This is a genomic window from Phycisphaeraceae bacterium (assembly GCA_019636655.1).
Taxonomy (GTDB): domain Bacteria; phylum Planctomycetota; class Phycisphaerae; order Phycisphaerales; family UBA1924; genus JAHBXB01.
Genome location: JAHBXB010000002.1, coordinates 224,844 through 241,546, shown reverse-complemented (window position 1 = coordinate 241,546; position 16,703 = coordinate 224,844). Strand labels below are relative to the sequence as shown.

The 16,703-nt window shown below is 67.1% G+C and carries 13 protein-coding genes; 12 read left to right on the top strand and 1 reads right to left on the bottom strand.

Translation table 11 applies throughout. The features are described from left to right. Positions 1 to 8 precede the first annotated feature (8 nt). From KF745_06450 to KF745_06415, 8 genes are all read left to right on the top strand, one after another. A complete protein-coding gene (locus KF745_06450; GenBank protein MBX3358049.1) occupies positions 9 to 647 on the top strand; it encodes a TlpA family protein disulfide reductase in 639 nt (212 codons plus the stop codon). Between the two features lie 60 nt (positions 648 to 707). Next, positions 708 to 1,706 (top strand): hypothetical protein, encoded by a 999-nt coding sequence (locus tag KF745_06445; GenBank protein ID MBX3358048.1) that lies wholly within the window; start codon positions 708 to 710, stop codon positions 1,704 to 1,706. Positions 1,707 to 1,733: 27 nt separating this feature from the next. Then, complete coding sequence (locus KF745_06440) at positions 1,734 to 3,986, top strand: excinuclease ABC subunit UvrB (protein MBX3358047.1); 2,253 nt, start codon at positions 1,734 to 1,736, stop codon at positions 3,984 to 3,986. Further along, positions 3,983 to 4,174, top strand: coding sequence for a hypothetical protein (locus KF745_06435; GenBank protein ID MBX3358046.1), 192 nt, complete (start codon positions 3,983 to 3,985; stop codon positions 4,172 to 4,174). The genes KF745_06440 and KF745_06435 overlap by 4 nt, the downstream gene beginning before the upstream one ends. An 82-nt stretch (positions 4,175 to 4,256) precedes the next feature. Then, the gene (gene uvrA, locus KF745_06430) at positions 4,257 to 7,499 is read left to right on the top strand and encodes an excinuclease ABC subunit UvrA (protein MBX3358045.1); all 3,243 of its coding nucleotides are present in this window, start codon (positions 4,257 to 4,259) and stop codon (positions 7,497 to 7,499) included. A gap of 84 nt (positions 7,500 to 7,583) precedes the next feature. Further along, on the top strand, positions 7,584 to 8,630 hold the full coding sequence (locus KF745_06425) for a hypothetical protein (GenBank protein ID MBX3358044.1): 1,047 nt from the start codon (positions 7,584 to 7,586) through the stop codon (positions 8,628 to 8,630). Continuing rightward, complete coding sequence (locus tag KF745_06420) at positions 8,627 to 9,202, top strand: sigma-70 family RNA polymerase sigma factor (GenBank protein MBX3358043.1); 576 nt, start codon at positions 8,627 to 8,629, stop codon at positions 9,200 to 9,202. Before KF745_06425 ends, KF745_06420 begins: the two co-directional genes overlap by 4 nt. After that, positions 9,199 to 9,693: a zf-HC2 domain-containing protein gene (locus KF745_06415; protein MBX3358042.1), complete on the top strand. Its 495-nt coding sequence runs from the start codon at positions 9,199 to 9,201 to the stop codon at positions 9,691 to 9,693. The genes KF745_06420 and KF745_06415 overlap by 4 nt, the downstream gene beginning before the upstream one ends. Before the next feature lie 11 nt (positions 9,694 to 9,704). Here the strand turns inward: KF745_06415 and KF745_06410 are convergent, their stop codons facing one another. Further along, positions 9,705 to 9,992, bottom strand: coding sequence for a hypothetical protein (locus KF745_06410; protein MBX3358041.1), 288 nt, complete (start codon positions 9,990 to 9,992; stop codon positions 9,705 to 9,707). Positions 9,993 to 10,069: 77 nt separating this feature from the next. On the opposite strand from KF745_06410, the gene KF745_06405 reads away from it, so the two are divergent. The 4 genes from KF745_06405 (at position 10,070) to KF745_06390 (ending at position 16,701) form a co-directional block, all read left to right on the top strand. Continuing rightward, positions 10,070 to 11,404 (top strand): ABC transporter permease, encoded by a 1,335-nt coding sequence (locus KF745_06405; GenBank protein MBX3358040.1) that lies wholly within the window; start codon positions 10,070 to 10,072, stop codon positions 11,402 to 11,404. Positions 11,405 to 11,770: 366 nt separating this feature from the next. After that, the gene (locus tag KF745_06400; GenBank protein MBX3358039.1) at positions 11,771 to 12,925 is read left to right on the top strand and encodes a PilT/PilU family type 4a pilus ATPase; all 1,155 of its coding nucleotides are present in this window, start codon (positions 11,771 to 11,773) and stop codon (positions 12,923 to 12,925) included. Positions 12,926 to 13,109: 184 nt separating this feature from the next. Then, complete coding sequence (gene tadA, locus KF745_06395) at positions 13,110 to 14,870, top strand: Flp pilus assembly complex ATPase component TadA (protein MBX3358038.1); 1,761 nt, start codon at positions 13,110 to 13,112, stop codon at positions 14,868 to 14,870. A 73-nt stretch (positions 14,871 to 14,943) separates the two neighbouring features. Then, a complete protein-coding gene (locus KF745_06390) occupies positions 14,944 to 16,701 on the top strand; it encodes a CvpA family protein (GenBank protein ID MBX3358037.1) in 1,758 nt (585 codons plus the stop codon). Positions 16,702 to 16,703 lie beyond the last annotated feature (2 nt).

Here is a 16,703-nt window from a genome sequence, read left to right as displayed (position 1 = left end):
GCGGCGTGATGAGGCGTGTGATGTGGTCGGTGGTCGCGGCGGGTGTGGTGTCGGCCGGTGCGATGGCGCAGGAAACCAAGCCGGAACCGAAGAAGGAAGGCGGGGCAGCCGTGCCGATGACGCCGATCAAGCCCGCCGCGGGGGAACAGCCGAAGCCCGATGCAAAGGAGGAGGTCACGCTGAAGGTGGGGGATAAGGCTCCGGCCCTGGTGTTCGACGAGTTTGTGAAGGGAGAGAAGGTGGCGGGGTTTGAGCCCGGGAAGGTGTACGTCGTGGAGTTCTGGGCGACGTGGTGCAGCCCGTGTGTGAAGCAGATCCCTCACCTGACCAAGGTTCAGGCGTCGCACAAGGACGCGGTGGTGGTGATCGGGATGGCATCGAGCGAGCGCCAGAAGGAAGGCGAACGTGATGCTCGGCTCGAGCGGCTCAAGGCGTTCGTGGAGAAGCAGGGGGACGCGATGGGGTACCGGGTGGCGTACGACGCGGAGCGTCGGATGAGCAAGAGTTGGATGCAGCCCGCGGGCCAGAAGTTCATTCCGACGGCGTTCGTGGTGGATGGCGAGGGGACGATCGTGTACATCGGCTCACCCGCGGAGATGGATGGGGTTGTTGAGGGAGCGGTGAAGAAGGCGAAGGAGAAGGCCTAGGCGCGGAGGGATCGGTCCGTTGCCTGCACGTCCACGTGGGCAGAAGGGCGAGGCGGTCGGATGAATCTCTGGAGTCATCTGGGGATCGGGCGTGTAACTCCGGCGCTCGACGACCGAGCCCGGGAGATCCACGTTGCTCCGGAGGGGGAGATCCGGGAAGCATTCCGCGAAGCCGGGGTCAGCCCGGACGATCTTCGAGCCCGATTGCGGGCCGCCGATCTGAGTTCGCCCAAGTTGCTCGTCGCCGTTGTACTTGGAATCGTTCTTGTTCAGCTTCTCGACACGTTTTGGCGCGACGGTGGGTATCTCGTCGCCGTGCTGCTTGTGGTTGTGATCGCGGGGATGCAGGGCGTGCAGTGGTCGAGTCGCCGCGTCGGCGCACAGCAGGCGAGAACGATCGCGGCCGAGGGGTTGTGCGGCCAGTGCGCCTACCGGATCGATGGGCTGGCCACGGCATCGGACGGCATGCTGGTGTGCTCCGAGTGTGGCGCGGCGTGGCTGGCGGAGCGGGTGACGCACTCGATCTTCGACCCGGAGCGGCGTACGGGGTCGTCAGGGTCGGACGCGGGGCGATCCGGCACGAAGGGGGCCTTGTTCACGGACGATGCGGGGCGGCTCGTGTTCCTCGCCACACGGGGCCTCAGCGCTTTCAATGCCCCGTTGCGGGCCGAGATCGGCGGGTGGGAGATCGCCCGGCTGCGGGACCGGGTGCGCCAATACGGGAAAACGACGAGGCAATGGGTGGGGCTGGGTGCGGCGGGCGTCGGGGTCGTGGCCGCAGGAACGTGGGTGGCCGGGGTGGCGACGGGTCGGATGGAGTTCACCACAGTGGCGCTCGCGTTCATCATCGCGCTGGTGGCGGCGGGGGTGTGGCTGGGCTCGGTCCTGGGACGGTGGTTCATCACACCAGCGGATTTTCGCGAGGCGCTGCTCGGGGAGGGGCGCTGCCCGGTGTGTGTGGCGACGCTGCCCGGTGGGGGTGGTGGGGGGAGGGAGGTGTGCAAGCGGTGCGGGAGCACGTGGGAGACGGGGGTGGCGGGGTGCGGCGGAAAGGGATGACGCGGCGCCCGTTCCTATGATCGGGCGATGCCGAGCGAGAGCGGACGATTCGAGGTGGTGAGCGAGTTCGAGCCGACGGGGGACCAGCCGCAGGCGATCGAGGCGTTGGCATCCCGGCTCGGGGGCGGGGCGGGGTGCGCGTGCCTGCTGGGGGCGACGGGGACGGGCAAGACCTTCACGATGGCGCACACGATCGCGCGGCTGAACAAGCCGACGCTGATCGTCAGCCACAACAAAACGCTCGCCGCGCAGCTCTACGAAGAGATGAAGGAGCTGTTTCCCCGCAACAGCGTGAACTACTTCGTCTCGTACTACGACTATTACCAGCCCGAGGCCTACATCCCCCAGCGTGACATCTACATCGAGAAGGACTCGTCGAAGAACGAGGAACTGGACCAGTTGCGGCTGGCGGCGACGAGCAGCATCCTGTCGCGGCGGGACACGGTGGTGGTGGCGAGCGTCTCGTGCATCTTCGGCCTGGGCTCGCCGGAGGCCTACGGCGAGAAGGTGCTGACCATCACCCGCGGTTCGCGGATCAACCGGCGGGAGTTCCTGCTCGCACTCAACAGCATGCAGTACAACCGGGCGGAGGTGGAGTTCAAGCGGGGCACGTACCGGGTGCGAGGGGACAGCGTGGAAGTGTGGCCCGCGTACGAGAAGTACGCTGTGCGGGCGGAGCTGTTCGGAGACGAGATCGAGCGGCTGGACCTGATCAACCCGACCAGCGGCGAGGTGCTCGCGGAGGAGTCGCAGTTCTTCCTGTTCCCGGCGGTGCACCACGTGATGCCGGAAACCAGGATGCAGGCGGCGCTTGCGGCCATCCGCGAGGAGCTGGACGCCCGGGTGATGCAGCTGCGGCACGAGGGGAAGCTGCTGGAAGCCCAGCGGCTCATCGCGAGGACCAAGTACGACCTGGAGCTGCTGGAAGAGGTCGGGATGTGCCCGGGGATCGAGAACTACTCGAGGTTCATGGACGGGCGGGAGCCGGGGGAGCGGCCGTTCACGCTGATGGACTACTTCGATTACGCGCCGCCCGCCACAGGGGCCGGGCGGTTGATGAGCAGCGTGGAGCGGATCCGCGCGGCGGGCGGGGGGAGCATGGGGGAGGCGCCGCTGCCGCCGGCCAGCAGGCCGAACTTCCGCGACTGGCTGCTGATCATCGATGAGTCGCACGTGACGATGCCGCAGGTACGGGCGATGTACAACGGCGACCAGCAGCGCAAGGCCGTGCTGGTGGAGCACGGGTTCCGCCTGCCGAGCGCGCTGGACAACCGGCCGCTGCGGTTCGAGGAGTTCGAGTCGATCGTGCCGCAGTGCCTGTACGTGAGCGCGACGCCGGGCCCGTACGAGCTGGACCGCTGCGGCGGCGAGGTGGCGGAGCAGGTGATCCGCCCGACCGGGCTGCTGGACCCGGTGATCGAGGTACGGCCCGCGGCGGGACAGGTGCCCGACCTGGTCTCGCGGTGCAAGGAGCGGGTGGCGAGCGGCGAGCGTGTGCTGGTGACGGCGCTGACCAAGCGGCTGTGCGAGGATCTGACGAACTACCTGGACCAGCAGGGGCTGAAGGTGCGGTACCTGCACAGCGACATCGAGACGCTCGAACGGGTGGAGATTCTCTCGGATCTTCGGACGGGGCAGTTTGACGTGCTGGTCGGCGTGAACTTGCTCCGTGAGGGGCTGGACCTGCCGGAGGTGTCGCTGGTGTGCATCCTGGACGCGGACAAGGAGGGCTTCCTGAGGAGCCCGACGAGCCTGATCCAGCAGATGGGGCGTGCGGCGAGGAACGTCAACGCGCTGGTGGTGATGTACGCCGACGCGGTGACGCCGGCGATGGAGGCTGCGATCAAGGAGACCGAGCGCCGCAGGGTGAAGCAGGTGGCGTACAACGAAGCGAACGGGATCACGCCGCGGACAATCCAGAAGGCGATCCGGCGCGGGCTTGAACTCCAGCTCAAGGCCCGGCGGACGGCGCGGCAGGCGGTCTCCGACACCGAGGAGGCGTTCGATATCGACGAGCTGATCCGGGACATGGAAGGGGAGATGGTGGAGGCGGCGCAGTCGCTGGACTTCGAGCGGGCCGCGAACCTGCGCGACAAGGTGAAACTGCTGAAGCAGCGGCGGGAGATCGAGAGCGTCCGCGGCGGGGATGGGAAGGTGCGGCGGTCGGAGGTGGAGCAGGAGTTCGCCGGCCGGGGAGCGAAGCGTAAGGCGGGGATGCCGGGGGTGAAGTCGGGCAAGAGACCGGGCGGGAAGGGTGGACGACGGGGAGGCGTGTCGTGAGCGATCAGAAGAAGGTGGCCGGTATCAGTTCGAGGCGGTGGCGCGAGGGGATCGGGCTGTACCTGATGGGTATGGCGATCGGCTGCCTGCTGCTGGGGCTGCTGTGGATGGGCAGGGCTCAGCGGGCCGGGCAGGCGGGCCAGGGGCAGGCCGTGCCGAGCCTCCCTGGGCCAGGAGCGGCACCGTAAAGACCCTCCGGACTGGCCAAACGGAGTGCCGCGGCTACCGTGTGCGGTTCGCAGTGAATAAGAGGAATACAGGGAGAACGGTGTGGCGAAGGGACGAGCGGCGACGGGCGGGCCAGCACCGGTGGTGGTGGATGCGGGGTCGGGCAATGGGTCCCCCCGGGCCCGAACGGGCCGGGGCCCGGGTGGGAGCGGTGGAGGAACGGAGGCGGGGCGGTGCATTCGCGTCCGCGGCGCCAAGGAGCACAACCTCAAGAACATCGACGTCGATATCCCGCGCGACAAACTGGTCGTGATCACGGGTCTGTCGGGGAGCGGGAAGAGCAGCCTCGCGTTCGACACGATCTTCGCGGAGGGGCAGCGGAAGTACATGGAGTCGCTGTCGGCGTACGCCCGGCAGTTCCTGGATCAACTCAAGAAGCCCGATGTCGACGACATCGAGGGGCTGCCCCCGACGATCGCGATCGAGCAGCGGTCGGGCGTGAGCAACCCGCGATCGACGGTGGCCACGAGCACGGAGATCTACGACTACCTGCGCCTGCTGCTGGCGCGGTGCGGGCACGCCTGCTGCTGGGCGGCGACAAAGACGGGCAAGGACGGGAGCGTGCTGGCGCGGTGCGGCCTGCCGATCGAGGCGACGAGCGCCACGCAGATCGTCGACGCGATCGTGGACATGGGGCGGGGCGCGAAGGGCTCCGAGCCGGTCCGGCTGATGATCCTGGCGCCGGTGGTGCGCGGCAAGAAGGGGCACCACGCGGAGGTGCCCGAGCGGATGCAGAAGGGGGGCTGGGCGCGGCTGCGGGTGAACGGCGCGGTGGTCGACATCCGCGACGCGATCAAGGCCGGCGGGGAGAACCCGCTGGGGCTGGGGCGGTACGAGCGGCACGACATCGACGTGGTGGTCGACCGCATCGCGCTGGGGGCGGAGGTCGAGGCGGAGCAGCGGCAGCGGGTGGCCGAGTCGGTGGAGTCGGCGCTGCGGCTGGCGGAGGGCTCGGTCATCGTGTCGGTGGAGGAGCAGGCGGGCGCGGGTGGCGCCCGCTGGGCCGACCGGGTGTTCTCGAGCCGCTTCGCGTGCGCCGTGCACCCCGAGTGCGCGCTCGAGGAGATCGAGCCGAGGCTGTTCTCGTTCAACTCGCCGCACGGCGCGTGCCCGGAGTGCCACGGGCTGGGGATGATCGTCGAGTTCGACGAGTCGCTGGTGATCCCGGATGAGAGCAAGAGCCTCGCGGACGGCGCGGTCGTGCCGTGGAAGGTCCCGCCGCCGATGGGGCGGGTGTACCGGAAGCGGCTGAGGCAGTTCGGCGCCGCGTTCGGGATCGATCTCGGCGATCCGGTGTCGGAGCTGCCCAAGTGGGCGCGGCGCATCCTGTTCTACGGGACAACCGCCGAGGAGGCCAAGAAGCACAAGGCGACGTTCGAGGGCGTGTCCACCGGTCTGCGGCGCTGGTACGAGAAGACGGAGTCGTCGTTCATCAAGGAGTGGCTCGGGCAGTACATGGAGGAGAAGCAGTGCCCGACCTGCCTGGGCGACCGGCTCCGGATCGAGGCGCTGCACGTGCTGCTGCACTCGACCCACCGGGCGGATACGGCCAAGGCGTTTTCCGGCTCGGTGATCGGCCGCGGACGATCGAGGGACGACGGCTCGGCGATCAACATCGCGGAGTTGAGCCGGCTGACGATCACGGATGCGAGGGGGTTCATGGAGGGGCTCGTCCTGGGGGAGGAGCAGAGCCGGATCGCCGAGCCGATCGTGCGCGAGGTGCTCAGCAGGCTCGGGTTCCTGGAGAGCGTGGGGCTGGAGTACCTGTCGCTGGACCGGAAGACCGGGACGCTCTCGGGCGGCGAGGCGCAGCGGATCCGCCTCGCGACGCAAGTGGGGAGCAAGCTCGTCGGCGCCTGCTACGTGCTCGACGAGCCGACCATCGGGCTCCACCAGCGGGACAACGCCCGGCTCATCCGCACGCTGCGCCACCTGGCGGACATCGGCAACTCCGTGCTCGTAGTGGAGCACGACGAGGAGATGATCCGCTCGGCGGACCACGTCGTGGACATCGGGCCGGGCCCCGGCGTGCACGGCGGGAGGATCGTCGGTCAGGGGACGCTGGCGGAGATCATCGAGGCTGGCCGCGGGGGCGGGGCCTCGCTGACGGGAAAGTACCTCTCGGGCGTGCTGTCGATCCCGGCGCCCGGCGCCGCGGCGAGACGGAAGGTTGACGAGAAGAACGCCATCGTGGTGAAGGGGGCGAGGCAGAACAACCTCAAGGCCGTGGACGCCGCGTTCCCGCTCGGCGGGCTCGTGTGTGTGACCGGGGTCTCGGGGTCCGGCAAGAGCACGCTGGTGAACGACATCTTGCTGCTGGCCGCGAAGAAGCACCTGGGGGCCCAGAGCGGCATGACCCGGGCGCAGGTTGCCGCGGCGGCGCGGCTGCGACCCGGCGAGCACGCGAGGATCACGGGACTGAACCGGATCGATCGGGTCATCGAGGTCGACCAGAGCCCGATCGGCCGGACCCCTCGGAGCAACCCCGCGACCTATACGGGGATCTTCGACGACATCCGCAGGATCTACGCGCAGACGAAGGAGGCGAAGATCCGCGGGTACAAGCCGGGGCGGTTCTCGTTCAACGTCAGCGCCGACCGCGGGGACGACGCCGGCGGCGGCGGCGGGCGCTGCGAGGCGTGCGAGGGGCAGGGGATGAAGAAGATCGAGATGCACTTCCTGCCGGATGTGTACGTCGAGTGCGAGGTCTGCCGCGGGTCGAGGTACAACAAGGAAACGCTGGAGGTGCACTACCGCGGGAAGTCGATCGCGGACGTGCTGGGCATGACGGTCGACGAGGCGTGCGGATTCTTCGAGAACCACCCCGTGATCCTGCGGTTTGTGCGGTGCCTGAAGGACGTCGGCCTAGGGTACATCGCGCTGGGGCAGCCGAGCACGACGCTCTCCGGGGGCGAGGCGCAGCGGGTGAAACTGGCGACGGAGCTGGGCAAGGGCAGCGGCACGGAGGCGCGGAATGGGGCGCACTCTCTGTACGTGCTCGACGAGCCGACGACCGGTCTGCACTTCGACGATGTGCACAAGTTGATCGGCGTGTTCAATCGCCTTGCGGACTCGGGGAACACGCTCGTGGTGATTGAGCACAACCTGGACGTGGTCAAGTGCGCCGATTGGATCATCGACATGGGCCCCGAGGGGGGCGACAAGGGCGGGACGATCGTCGCCGCGGGGCCGCCGGAGGCGGTCGCGGCTGTGAAGGCGAGCTATACGGGCCGGTACCTGAAGGACATGCTGGGGGGATCCGGTCACCAGCCGAACCGGAAGTAGCCGCGCGTAGGCAGCGCTGTCATCCAAGCCCCACTTCTCCGCGTTCTTCCATTCAGAGCGGGCGACGCTCACAGGAGAACACCGATGGAACGGATGTGTGGGATTTGGGTGGGTCGGGTAGCCGTAGCCGCGGGACTGCTCGTCATGGCGGGGTGCCTGGAACGACGGGAAACAATCAGGGTCCAGCCGGACGGTGCGGTCATGTTCTCCGGCGAGTTTGTCGGCGACCCGGCGGACTTCCGAGGAGATGGGGATGCGCTGCCGGAGGCGGGCGTTGCCGGCTGGGCCGTGTCGCAGGTCGAAGACAAGGACAAGGACAAGGACGGCAAGCCGCGCATCACGCGCACGGCATCGCTCACGGTCCCTCCGGGGCGGCCGCTGCCATCGACATACCTGGCGGTCGAGGATCCTCGCGCATCAATCGTGCTGCAGTTCCCGACGGAACTCCTGGCCGAGCGGCGGGCTGATGGAACCTACTACCAACTGAGGCGGGTGTACCAGAGGAGGGCGGATGCGCCCTACACCTACGAGCAGCGCCGGCTTGAGAACAACCCCTCTTCGAAGCGGCTCCTCACTGCCGACGCTGACACCCTGACAGATATGGAGCGATCCGAGTTGCTGGCACTGATGAAGAAGGTCGAGCTGTCGAAGCAGTTGCAGGGTGTCATGGCGGGCATCCGGGCGATCGGACTCGGTGCGCAGGACCGGGGGCTCTCGGTGTACGCGGCGGCGGAGCGCTATGTGGCCGGCTACGACACCGCCCCGATCGCTGCGTTGCTCTCCCAGCCCAAGAGCGAGCAACGCGACACGTCGATTGTGCAGGTCGCGGAGGACTTCACGAACGGGCTCCATGGCGCGATGATGAAGGCCCTGGAGTCCAGCGGCCTGAGCGCGGAGCAGCGGGGGCTCTTTAAGGCGGCCGTGAGGCTGGAGCACGATCGGCGAGCGGTGACCGAGGACCTGTCCGACGAGCGGTGGGAGGTCCGCGTTGAGATGCCCGGCGAAGTGATCGGCCACAACGGCGGTCGGACGGAGGGGTCCGCTGTGGTGTGGGAGTTTGAGGCGCTGGCGATCATGGACCGCGACCAGGAGATCCTGGTCAGCAGCGTCGTGAGGGACCCCGGGCGGTGAGCATGCCACCGGCCATCACCGCGGCGATCAACGCGGCCCTCGCCGCGACCGCGCAATGCGGCGCGCCTCTCGACCACGAGGCATGCTTTCTCGCGCACCGTGGAACCGTCTATCGATGGGCGACGGCGCTCGGCGTCGACCATCACGGCGCCCTTGAGTGCGTTCAGGAGACATTCTTCAGGCTGGTGCGAACAAACCCGCGGTTCCCGAGTGCGGCCGCGCAGACGGCGTGGCTGCGACGCGTGTGCGCGAATATCGCGGCGGACCGCGGGAGAGCGCGGACCCGCGGCCCTCGGCATCTCGGTGCGGTTGCGGAGCCGGCCGATGAGCGAGGCGGCCGCGATCACGAAGCGGAGAGCGCCGTGGCGCAAGCGGTGGATCGATTGTCCGAGATGCAGCGGCTGGTGCTCCTGTGCAAGGTGTGCGACCAGATGACGTTTGCGCAGGTTGCCGAGGAGCTGCAGATCGCGGTTCCAACGGCGAAGACGCACTACATCAGGGCACTCGATGCCGTTCGGGCCCAGATGGCGGGGCGGATTGAACGGCCACAACGACAAGGAGCCAGACCATGACGACCAGTGGTACGAACCGGAGCGAGCCATCGGAGTGTGATCATGTCGAGCTGGTGCTTGCCGATGTGGTCAGCGGCGAACTCAAGGGCGCGGAGATGGAGCGTGTGGAGCGGCACGTGGCGTCGTGCGATGCCTGCCGGGAGAGGATAGAGGGACTGCGCGGGGCGCTGAGCGTTGTGTCTGGCGGCACGGCTTCGGCGGACGAGGCTGGCGTGCGGACGGCCAGCGTTCAGCTTCCAGGGGCCGCAGGCGGACTTGTATCGCAACCGCGCCGGGTTGGCTGGCGTGGGGTGCTGGCCGCCGCCGCGGTGATCGCGGTCAGTTTCGGGCTTGGCTACGTCGCCCGCGGCCCAGGCACTCCAGGGCGGGCGGTGGGTCCGAAGGATGCGACGTCCGGGGAAGTGCTCGCGGACCGGTATGCAAGGCTTGCCCGCGAGCGGCCGGAGGCGTCGGGGATGTCCCTGGCGCTGCTGACCATTGCCAGGAGGTAGGAGGGCAGGGGCTACAGGCGCTCGTGGATCAGGTCATTGAGATCCGGCACCCACCGGCGAGCCGTGGCGGCATCGAAGCGATCGGGAAGCGGCTCGGCGCGGCCGGAGGCCAGAACGGATTCAATGACGGCCTGCGCAACCCGCTCCGGTGCAACCCGGCCGTGGGACCAGAACTCGTAGTCGGCCCAGGAAAGTGTGAGCGTGACGTGCCCAGAGGGCTCATCCGCATCATCGACGGTGATGCGGTATACCCAGCCTCGCTCGGTTTCCGTCTCAGACTCGACGCGAATGGTCGCCACTTGTTGGCAGTCTCCCGGTAGGATCGGGGACGGTAGGGCGGCGGGCGACAGTTCGACCAAGCGACGAGGGCCGGCGATTGACGTTTCTGTTCGAGATGATGAAGCTGGGGCTGGGGAACCTGCGGCGGCACAAGCTGCGCTCCATCCTTACCGCGCTCGGGATCATTCTCGGTGTCGGGGCCGTGATCACGACAGTGAGCGTGGGAGAAGGATCGAAGCGGCAAGCTCTTGACCAACTCGAGCGGCTCGGAGCCAAGAACGTCATCATCCGCTCGCAGAAGCCCCCCGAGAGCCAGCAGATGGGCGGGGGCCAGCAGCAGCAGTCGTTCGTGGCGAAGTACGGGCTGACCCGCGACGACCTCAAGAACCTGCGTCAGAGTTTTCCGGATGCGGAGAACATCGTGCCGCTCAAGGCCGTGGGATCGCAGATCCTGCGGCAGGACCGGCGAAAGACGAGCCAGTCGTTCGGGACGACGCCGGAACTGAAGGAGGTGGCGAATCTCCGAGTGGCCCGCGGGCGCTACCTGACGCAGGAGGACCTCGAGGAGCGGTCGATGGTCGCGGTGGTGGGGGCGGAGGTGGCGAAAGAGTTCTTCCCGTTCGACGACCCGCTGGGAAACTCGATCCGGATCGATGACAAGATCGTACGGATCATCGGGATCCTCGCGCCCGTCGGGCTCTCGGGCGGTGCGGGGGCCGCCTTAGTGGGGCGGGACCTGAACCTGGACATCCACCTGCCGATCACGACCTGCGACTCCGTCTTCGGGGACACCATCTTCCGGCGGGAGAGCGGGTCCAGGAACATCAGCAAGGTGGAGGTGTCGGAGATCTACCTTGTCGCTCCCGAGCGGGAGGAGGTGCTTGGCTATGCGGAGCTCACCAAGCGTCTCATGGCCGTCCGGCACGACAACCTCAAGGACATCGGGATCATCGTCCCGTACGAACTGCTGGAGAACGCCAAGCGGACGGCCCTGCAGGCCCAGATCATGCTCGCGGCGATCGCCGGGATCTCGCTGTTGGTCGGCGGGATCGGGATCATGAACATCATGCTGGCATCAGTGACGGAGCGGACACGCGAGATCGGCATCCGGCGGGCCCTTGGGGCGACACGGTCGCACATCGTCTGGCAGTTCCTGATCGAGACTGGTGTGCTGAGCGCCATTGGTGGCCTGATCGGCGTTGTGCTCGGTGTGGGGTTCAGCAGGGTGCTGACCTGGGGGGTGCCGAAGTTGCCCGGCGTCTGGTGGATCGGGCGGTATGTCTCGGCGGATGCGGCGCTGCCGACCCACGTGACACTCTGGTCGATCCTGGTGGCGTTCTTGGTCGCCGCGGCGACGGGACTGGTCTTTGGGATCTACCCCGCGTTGAAGGCGGCCAAGCAGGATCCAATCGTGGCGTTGCGCCACGACTAATGCGGGCGCCGCCGCAGGGTGCACCGGTTTCCGCGTGGTGCCGTGGGAACCCCGTGTCATGCTGAGCGGCTTCGCGGGTGGTAACCCGCCCGGCAACCGGCACCGGCGGGCCTGCGAATAGACGCCCACACGGCCGCGAGCCCGAGCGACTCGGGCGGCCGAAACAGCATCAAAGCCTGGGTGAGTTGGACAGGAATCAGTGCCGGCGCGCCCGAGGGCGTCCGGATCGAGTACCATTGCCAGCGAAGGGATCGTGTCGTGCAGAACAACGAGTCGGTGTCGGGGGCCTCGGTTGGCGGGAATGGTGTCAACGGGGTGGCAAGGGCGGGTTCAAACGGCACGGGACACGCTGGAGGTGGACACGCGATGAGCCTGGACTCGGATTCGACATCGGCGCCGGTAGCGGGACACGTTACCCTCGACCCCGATAAGAAACATGACCCGCACGCGACGCGGTTCGGCAAGTTCCTTCAGACGTGCATCAAGCTCTCGGCGTCCGATCTGATCATGAAGACGGGGCAGTCGCCGAAGGTGCGGCTGCGCGGCGCCCTCAAGGCGCTGGACACGCCCCCGGTCCAGGGTGACGAGTTCATCGAGATCGCCAAGCACATCCTCACCGAGGAGCAGTTCAAGGACCTGCACCACTACGGCTCGGTGGACTTCGCCTACGACTACGACGAGAAGAACCGGTTCCGCGTCAACCTCTTCCAGGCCCGCGGCAAGCTCTCGGTGGCGGCCCGCCTCATCACCAGCAACATCCGCCGTTTCGAGGACCTTTACCTCCCCGAGATCATGGGCGAGATCGCGATGCAGCCGCAGGGCATTGTCCTCCTGTGCGGGGTGACCGGCTCGGGTAAGTCGACGACGATCGCGGCGATGCTCGATTACGTGAACGAGCGGAAGCCCGTGCACATCGTGACCATCGAGGATCCGATCGAGTACATCTTCACGGACAAGAAGGCGACCATCAACCAGCGCGAAATCGGGATCGACGTGCTGGACTTCAAGATCGCCCTCCGCGCCCTTGTGCGAGAGAACCCGGACATCGTGCTGGTCGGCGAGATGCGCGACAAGGAGACGTTCGAGGCCGCGCTGCACGCCGCCGAGACCGGCCACTTGGTCTACGGCACCATCCACGCGTCGAGCACCACGCAGACGTTCAGCCGCATTTACGGCCTCTTCGAGTCCGAGGAGGTCGATCAGGTCCGCCGCATCCTCGGGTACCAGATGCGGGCGTTCGTCTACCAGAAGCTCCTCCCGACCCTCCACGAGAAGATCCACCGCATCCCCGGGCTGGAGATCCTCATCAACGACGCGGTGGTCCGCAAGCACATCATCGAGGCCCGCGAAGGCGAGCTGCGCGAGTACCTCAACAGCATCGAGGCCCAGCAACGCGGCATGAAGGACTTCAACCAGTCCCTGGTCGAGCTGGTCGAGGGCGAGTACATCCACATGCGCACCGCCCTGGAGGCGACCCCGAACCCCGACGAACTCACCATGCGGCTCAAGAAGCTGGGGTAGGCCCTTCTGGAGCGCTCCCGGACCGTCAGAGCAGGCCCCCAAGCCCATGGCGGGCGGGGGGTTGCCGCTGGCTTGATCGGACTCGGTGTGGTATCGTCCCCCTCCCCCCCTCCCTGCGCGGGGCGGCCGGGTGGGACGGCGGGGGTGGCGGGACGGAGTCGGCCCAGCGGCCGTTGCATCGAAGATGGCGCACCAAACCGATCAACTCACGGTGCTCACGCTGGCTTCCAGCGGCAGCCCGCTGTTCCTCGTCTCGTTCTGGAAGCCGGTCATCATCCTGCTGGTGTTCGTGCCGTGGGCCTGGGTGATCACCAAGGTCTACGACAAGCACGCGGCCAGGTTCTTCCTGCCGCGCCGCCAGTGGAACCTGGGGCACCTGATCGCTGGAACGCTGGCCTTGGGCGTGCTGCTGGCGATGCCGATCCGCGGCGAGTTGTCGTTCTGGATCGGCCTGCTGGCGATGATCGCCATCCTCGCCGCTGACCTGGTCATCTACGCGGTCGTCGCCAACAAGGACGAGCGCGTTCCTGAGCGGTTCCACATCAAGCTGAACATGGCGTCGCTTGGCGATTCTAAGGCCTCCAAGGCCGCGGCGAAGGCGCAGGCGAAGGTGCAGCTCGTGGTTCGGTCGCCCGACGAGAAGGGGAAGTTCACCCGCACGGTTCCCGCGCCGCAGCCCGAGACGCCGGAGTTCGAGGTGCGGGTCGCTTCCGAAGAGGTATACACCAAGGCGATGCTTGCTCGCGCGGCCCAGATCGACATCGGGCCAACCGGGAAGGAAGGGGTCTACGGCGTTGCGCTGCTGGTCGACGGCGTGCGGCAGGCGCTCGAAGGTGGTGGGACGATGCCCGCAGCGCAGGCCGTCAAGATCATGGACTTCTGGAAAGCGGCCGCGGGATTGGATGTTTCCGACCGCCGCCGTCGCCTGCAGGGCAATGTGCAGATCGAGTTGGCGGGTGGGAAGAAGGTCGTGCGCGTAACGAGCCTTGGGGTGCAGGGAGGGATGCGGGTTTCGATGCTGATCGACCCCGAGGGGTCGGTGCTCCGCAAGCCGACGGATCTTGGCCTCCTTGAGGTTCAGCAGGCCGAACTCAAGGCGATCGCGGAGGAGGCCAAGGGCGTCGTCCTTGTCGGAACGCCGCCGGACGGTGGTCGCACGACGATCGGCTACTCGCTCTTGCAGTTGCACGACGCGTACACCATGAACGTCCAGACGCTCGAGTCCGACGCGCAGGCGTCGCTCGAGGGCGTGCGGGTGAACAAGTTTGAGCCTGAGAAAGAGGGCGCCGAGTTCAGCACGCTGGTCCGCTCCGTGCTCCGCCGCGATCCCCAGGTGGTCCTGGTGGCCGAGGTCCCCGACGCGGCCACCGCGAAAGAGATCAACAAGGCGGATCTCGAGCGCACGCGGGTGTACGTCGGCGTGAAGGCCGACTCGGCGTCCGCGGCCATTGAGTCCTGGCTCAAGAGTGTCGGCGAGGTGAAGACCGGGGCGAACGCGCTCCACGGCGTGATCGTCGGCAAGCTCATCCGCAAGCTCTGCCCGAACTGCAAGGCCGCCTACCCGCCGCCCGCGGACATGCTCAAGAAGCTCGGACTCCCGGCGGACAAGGTGAAGCAGTTGTTCAAGAAGGGCGGGCAGGTACTCGTCAAGAACAAGCCGGAGATCTGCCCGATGTGCCAGGGCGGGGGGTACTTCGGACAGGAGGGCATCTTCGAGGTGTTCGCCATCGGGCCCGACGAACGGGCCATGGTCGCCGCCGGCGACCTGAACGGGCTCCGGGCCGCGATGCGGAAGAAGCAGCAGCCGACGATCCAGCAGGCCGCGATCCGAAAGGCGATCGACGGCGTAACGAGCGTTGAGGAAGTGATGCGGGTGACCGCGCCCGCCGCGTCCCCGGCAGCGCCGGCGGTGGCGGCAGCAAAGCCCGCTGGCGGCGCGGCCTAGGCGGGGTGCTGGGTTCGGGGTCTACGGAGCAGGGAGCGGCATAGCGCCGCGTCGGATCGATCGGAGAACTGCCATGATCATGTCCGCGGCCGTCATCCTGGTCACGCTTGGTATCGCCTACATCTGGGCGTCACGGGGCTTTTTCTCGGCGTTGGTGCACCTGGTGTGCACGGTCATTGCCGGCGCTGTTGCCTTCGGCGTTTGGGAGCCGCTGGCGGTGCTCTGGCTTGGCAACACGACCGATGCGTCGTACATCGGATTGGCGTGGGGCGTCTGCCTGGCTCTGCCATTTGCGATCGTGCTGTCGCTGCTGCGGCTGGGGATCGACCGCCTGCTTCCGGCCAACACCGACCTGGACTCGGTCTCCAACTTGGTCGGGGGCGGGGTGTGCGGCCTGGTCTCGGGAACAATCACCGCGGGGATCATGGTGATCTCGATCTCCTACCTGTGGCTTCCGAGCGAGTTCATGGGCTACCGGCCGATCGCCTTCGACGGCAAGGGATCGCCGCGCCGGGAATCGTCGCTGATCTACCCGGCCGATCGCATCACCGGCGCGATCTACTCGTGGCTCAGCGACGGCGCGTTCTCGACGTCAACGCCGCTGGCTGCTTGGCGGCCGGGTGTCGTCGATAGCGGTGCGATGATGCGGATGTCGTTCAACGACGGCGGCGCCCGCCACACCTTGACGCCGAGCGCGTTCGTCGTGGTCGGCCGGTACCAGGTCGAGGGTCCGACGGGTAAGGAACTGCTCAGCGACACCTTCGCGCCCGACTTGACGCAGACCGCGCTTGATCTGGACGGCACGCCGATCCAGGGCGGCCTGATCGAGGGGTTTGTCGTCAACTTTCGCGCCGCCGCCCGCGACAAGGGGGGTAGCACGATCGTGGGCAACGCCCAGATCCAGCTCGTTTGCCGCGACAGCAGCGATACCGAGTCGATCACGCTTACCCCGATCTCGATGATCTCTCAGGCCGAGGGCTCGAGCCCCGACCTTGGTCGGTGGCGATTTGATTCCGGCGGGTCGGGGACGTTCATTCGGTCGGCCGGTGCCGGAGCCGACACGCCGATGGCGTTCGAGTTTCTCGTGCCTCGCGGATATACGCCGCTGGCGCTGTACGTCAAGGGTGTTCGAGAGGACGTCAGTGAGATGGTCGTGTCGCAGAAGTACACCTCGATCGAGGCCCGCGACGGCGCCATCCGCACAGGCAACATCATCGCCGGTGCTGCACTCGGCCCGACGGGCGAACTTGATTCGTCGCAGGCTCTGAGTGTCTCGCTGAACCTTGCTTCGCCGGATAATGATGTCGTCCTGGGCGCGCGGTTCCCCGGCCGGTTTGTTCTGGACAAGGGCAACCTGATGGGCGTTGAAATCGACGACTCAAACCGCGTCACCAACGCCGACAATAAATTCCTGCCCAACGATCTCAACAACAACTACAGCCTGGGTCGTGCCCTTCGGGTCGTTGAGTATTCAACCTCGGAGGATACGAAGATCCTTCAGGTCCGAGTCGACCAGAACTCCCGCCTGGGCATGCTGTCGCCCGCGGCCGCGAGTGCCGACCTCACGCAGCCTCCGCTGCTGTTCGACACCAACGGCACGCGGTACGCCGCGGTAGGGTACTTCTACGACGACAATCAGGAAGTCCATATCCGCTACATGCCCGGCCAGCCCATCCGTGCGGCGTCGGAGCTGCCTTCGCTCTCCAAGAGCCGGCCTGATCAGCACCTCATCTTGCTGTTCCGCGTGAGCGATGGTGTGAGCATCGATAAGTTCACCATCGGCAACAAGGTGGTCGGGATCTTCAAGCCGCCACTCAAGATGCAGAACTGACA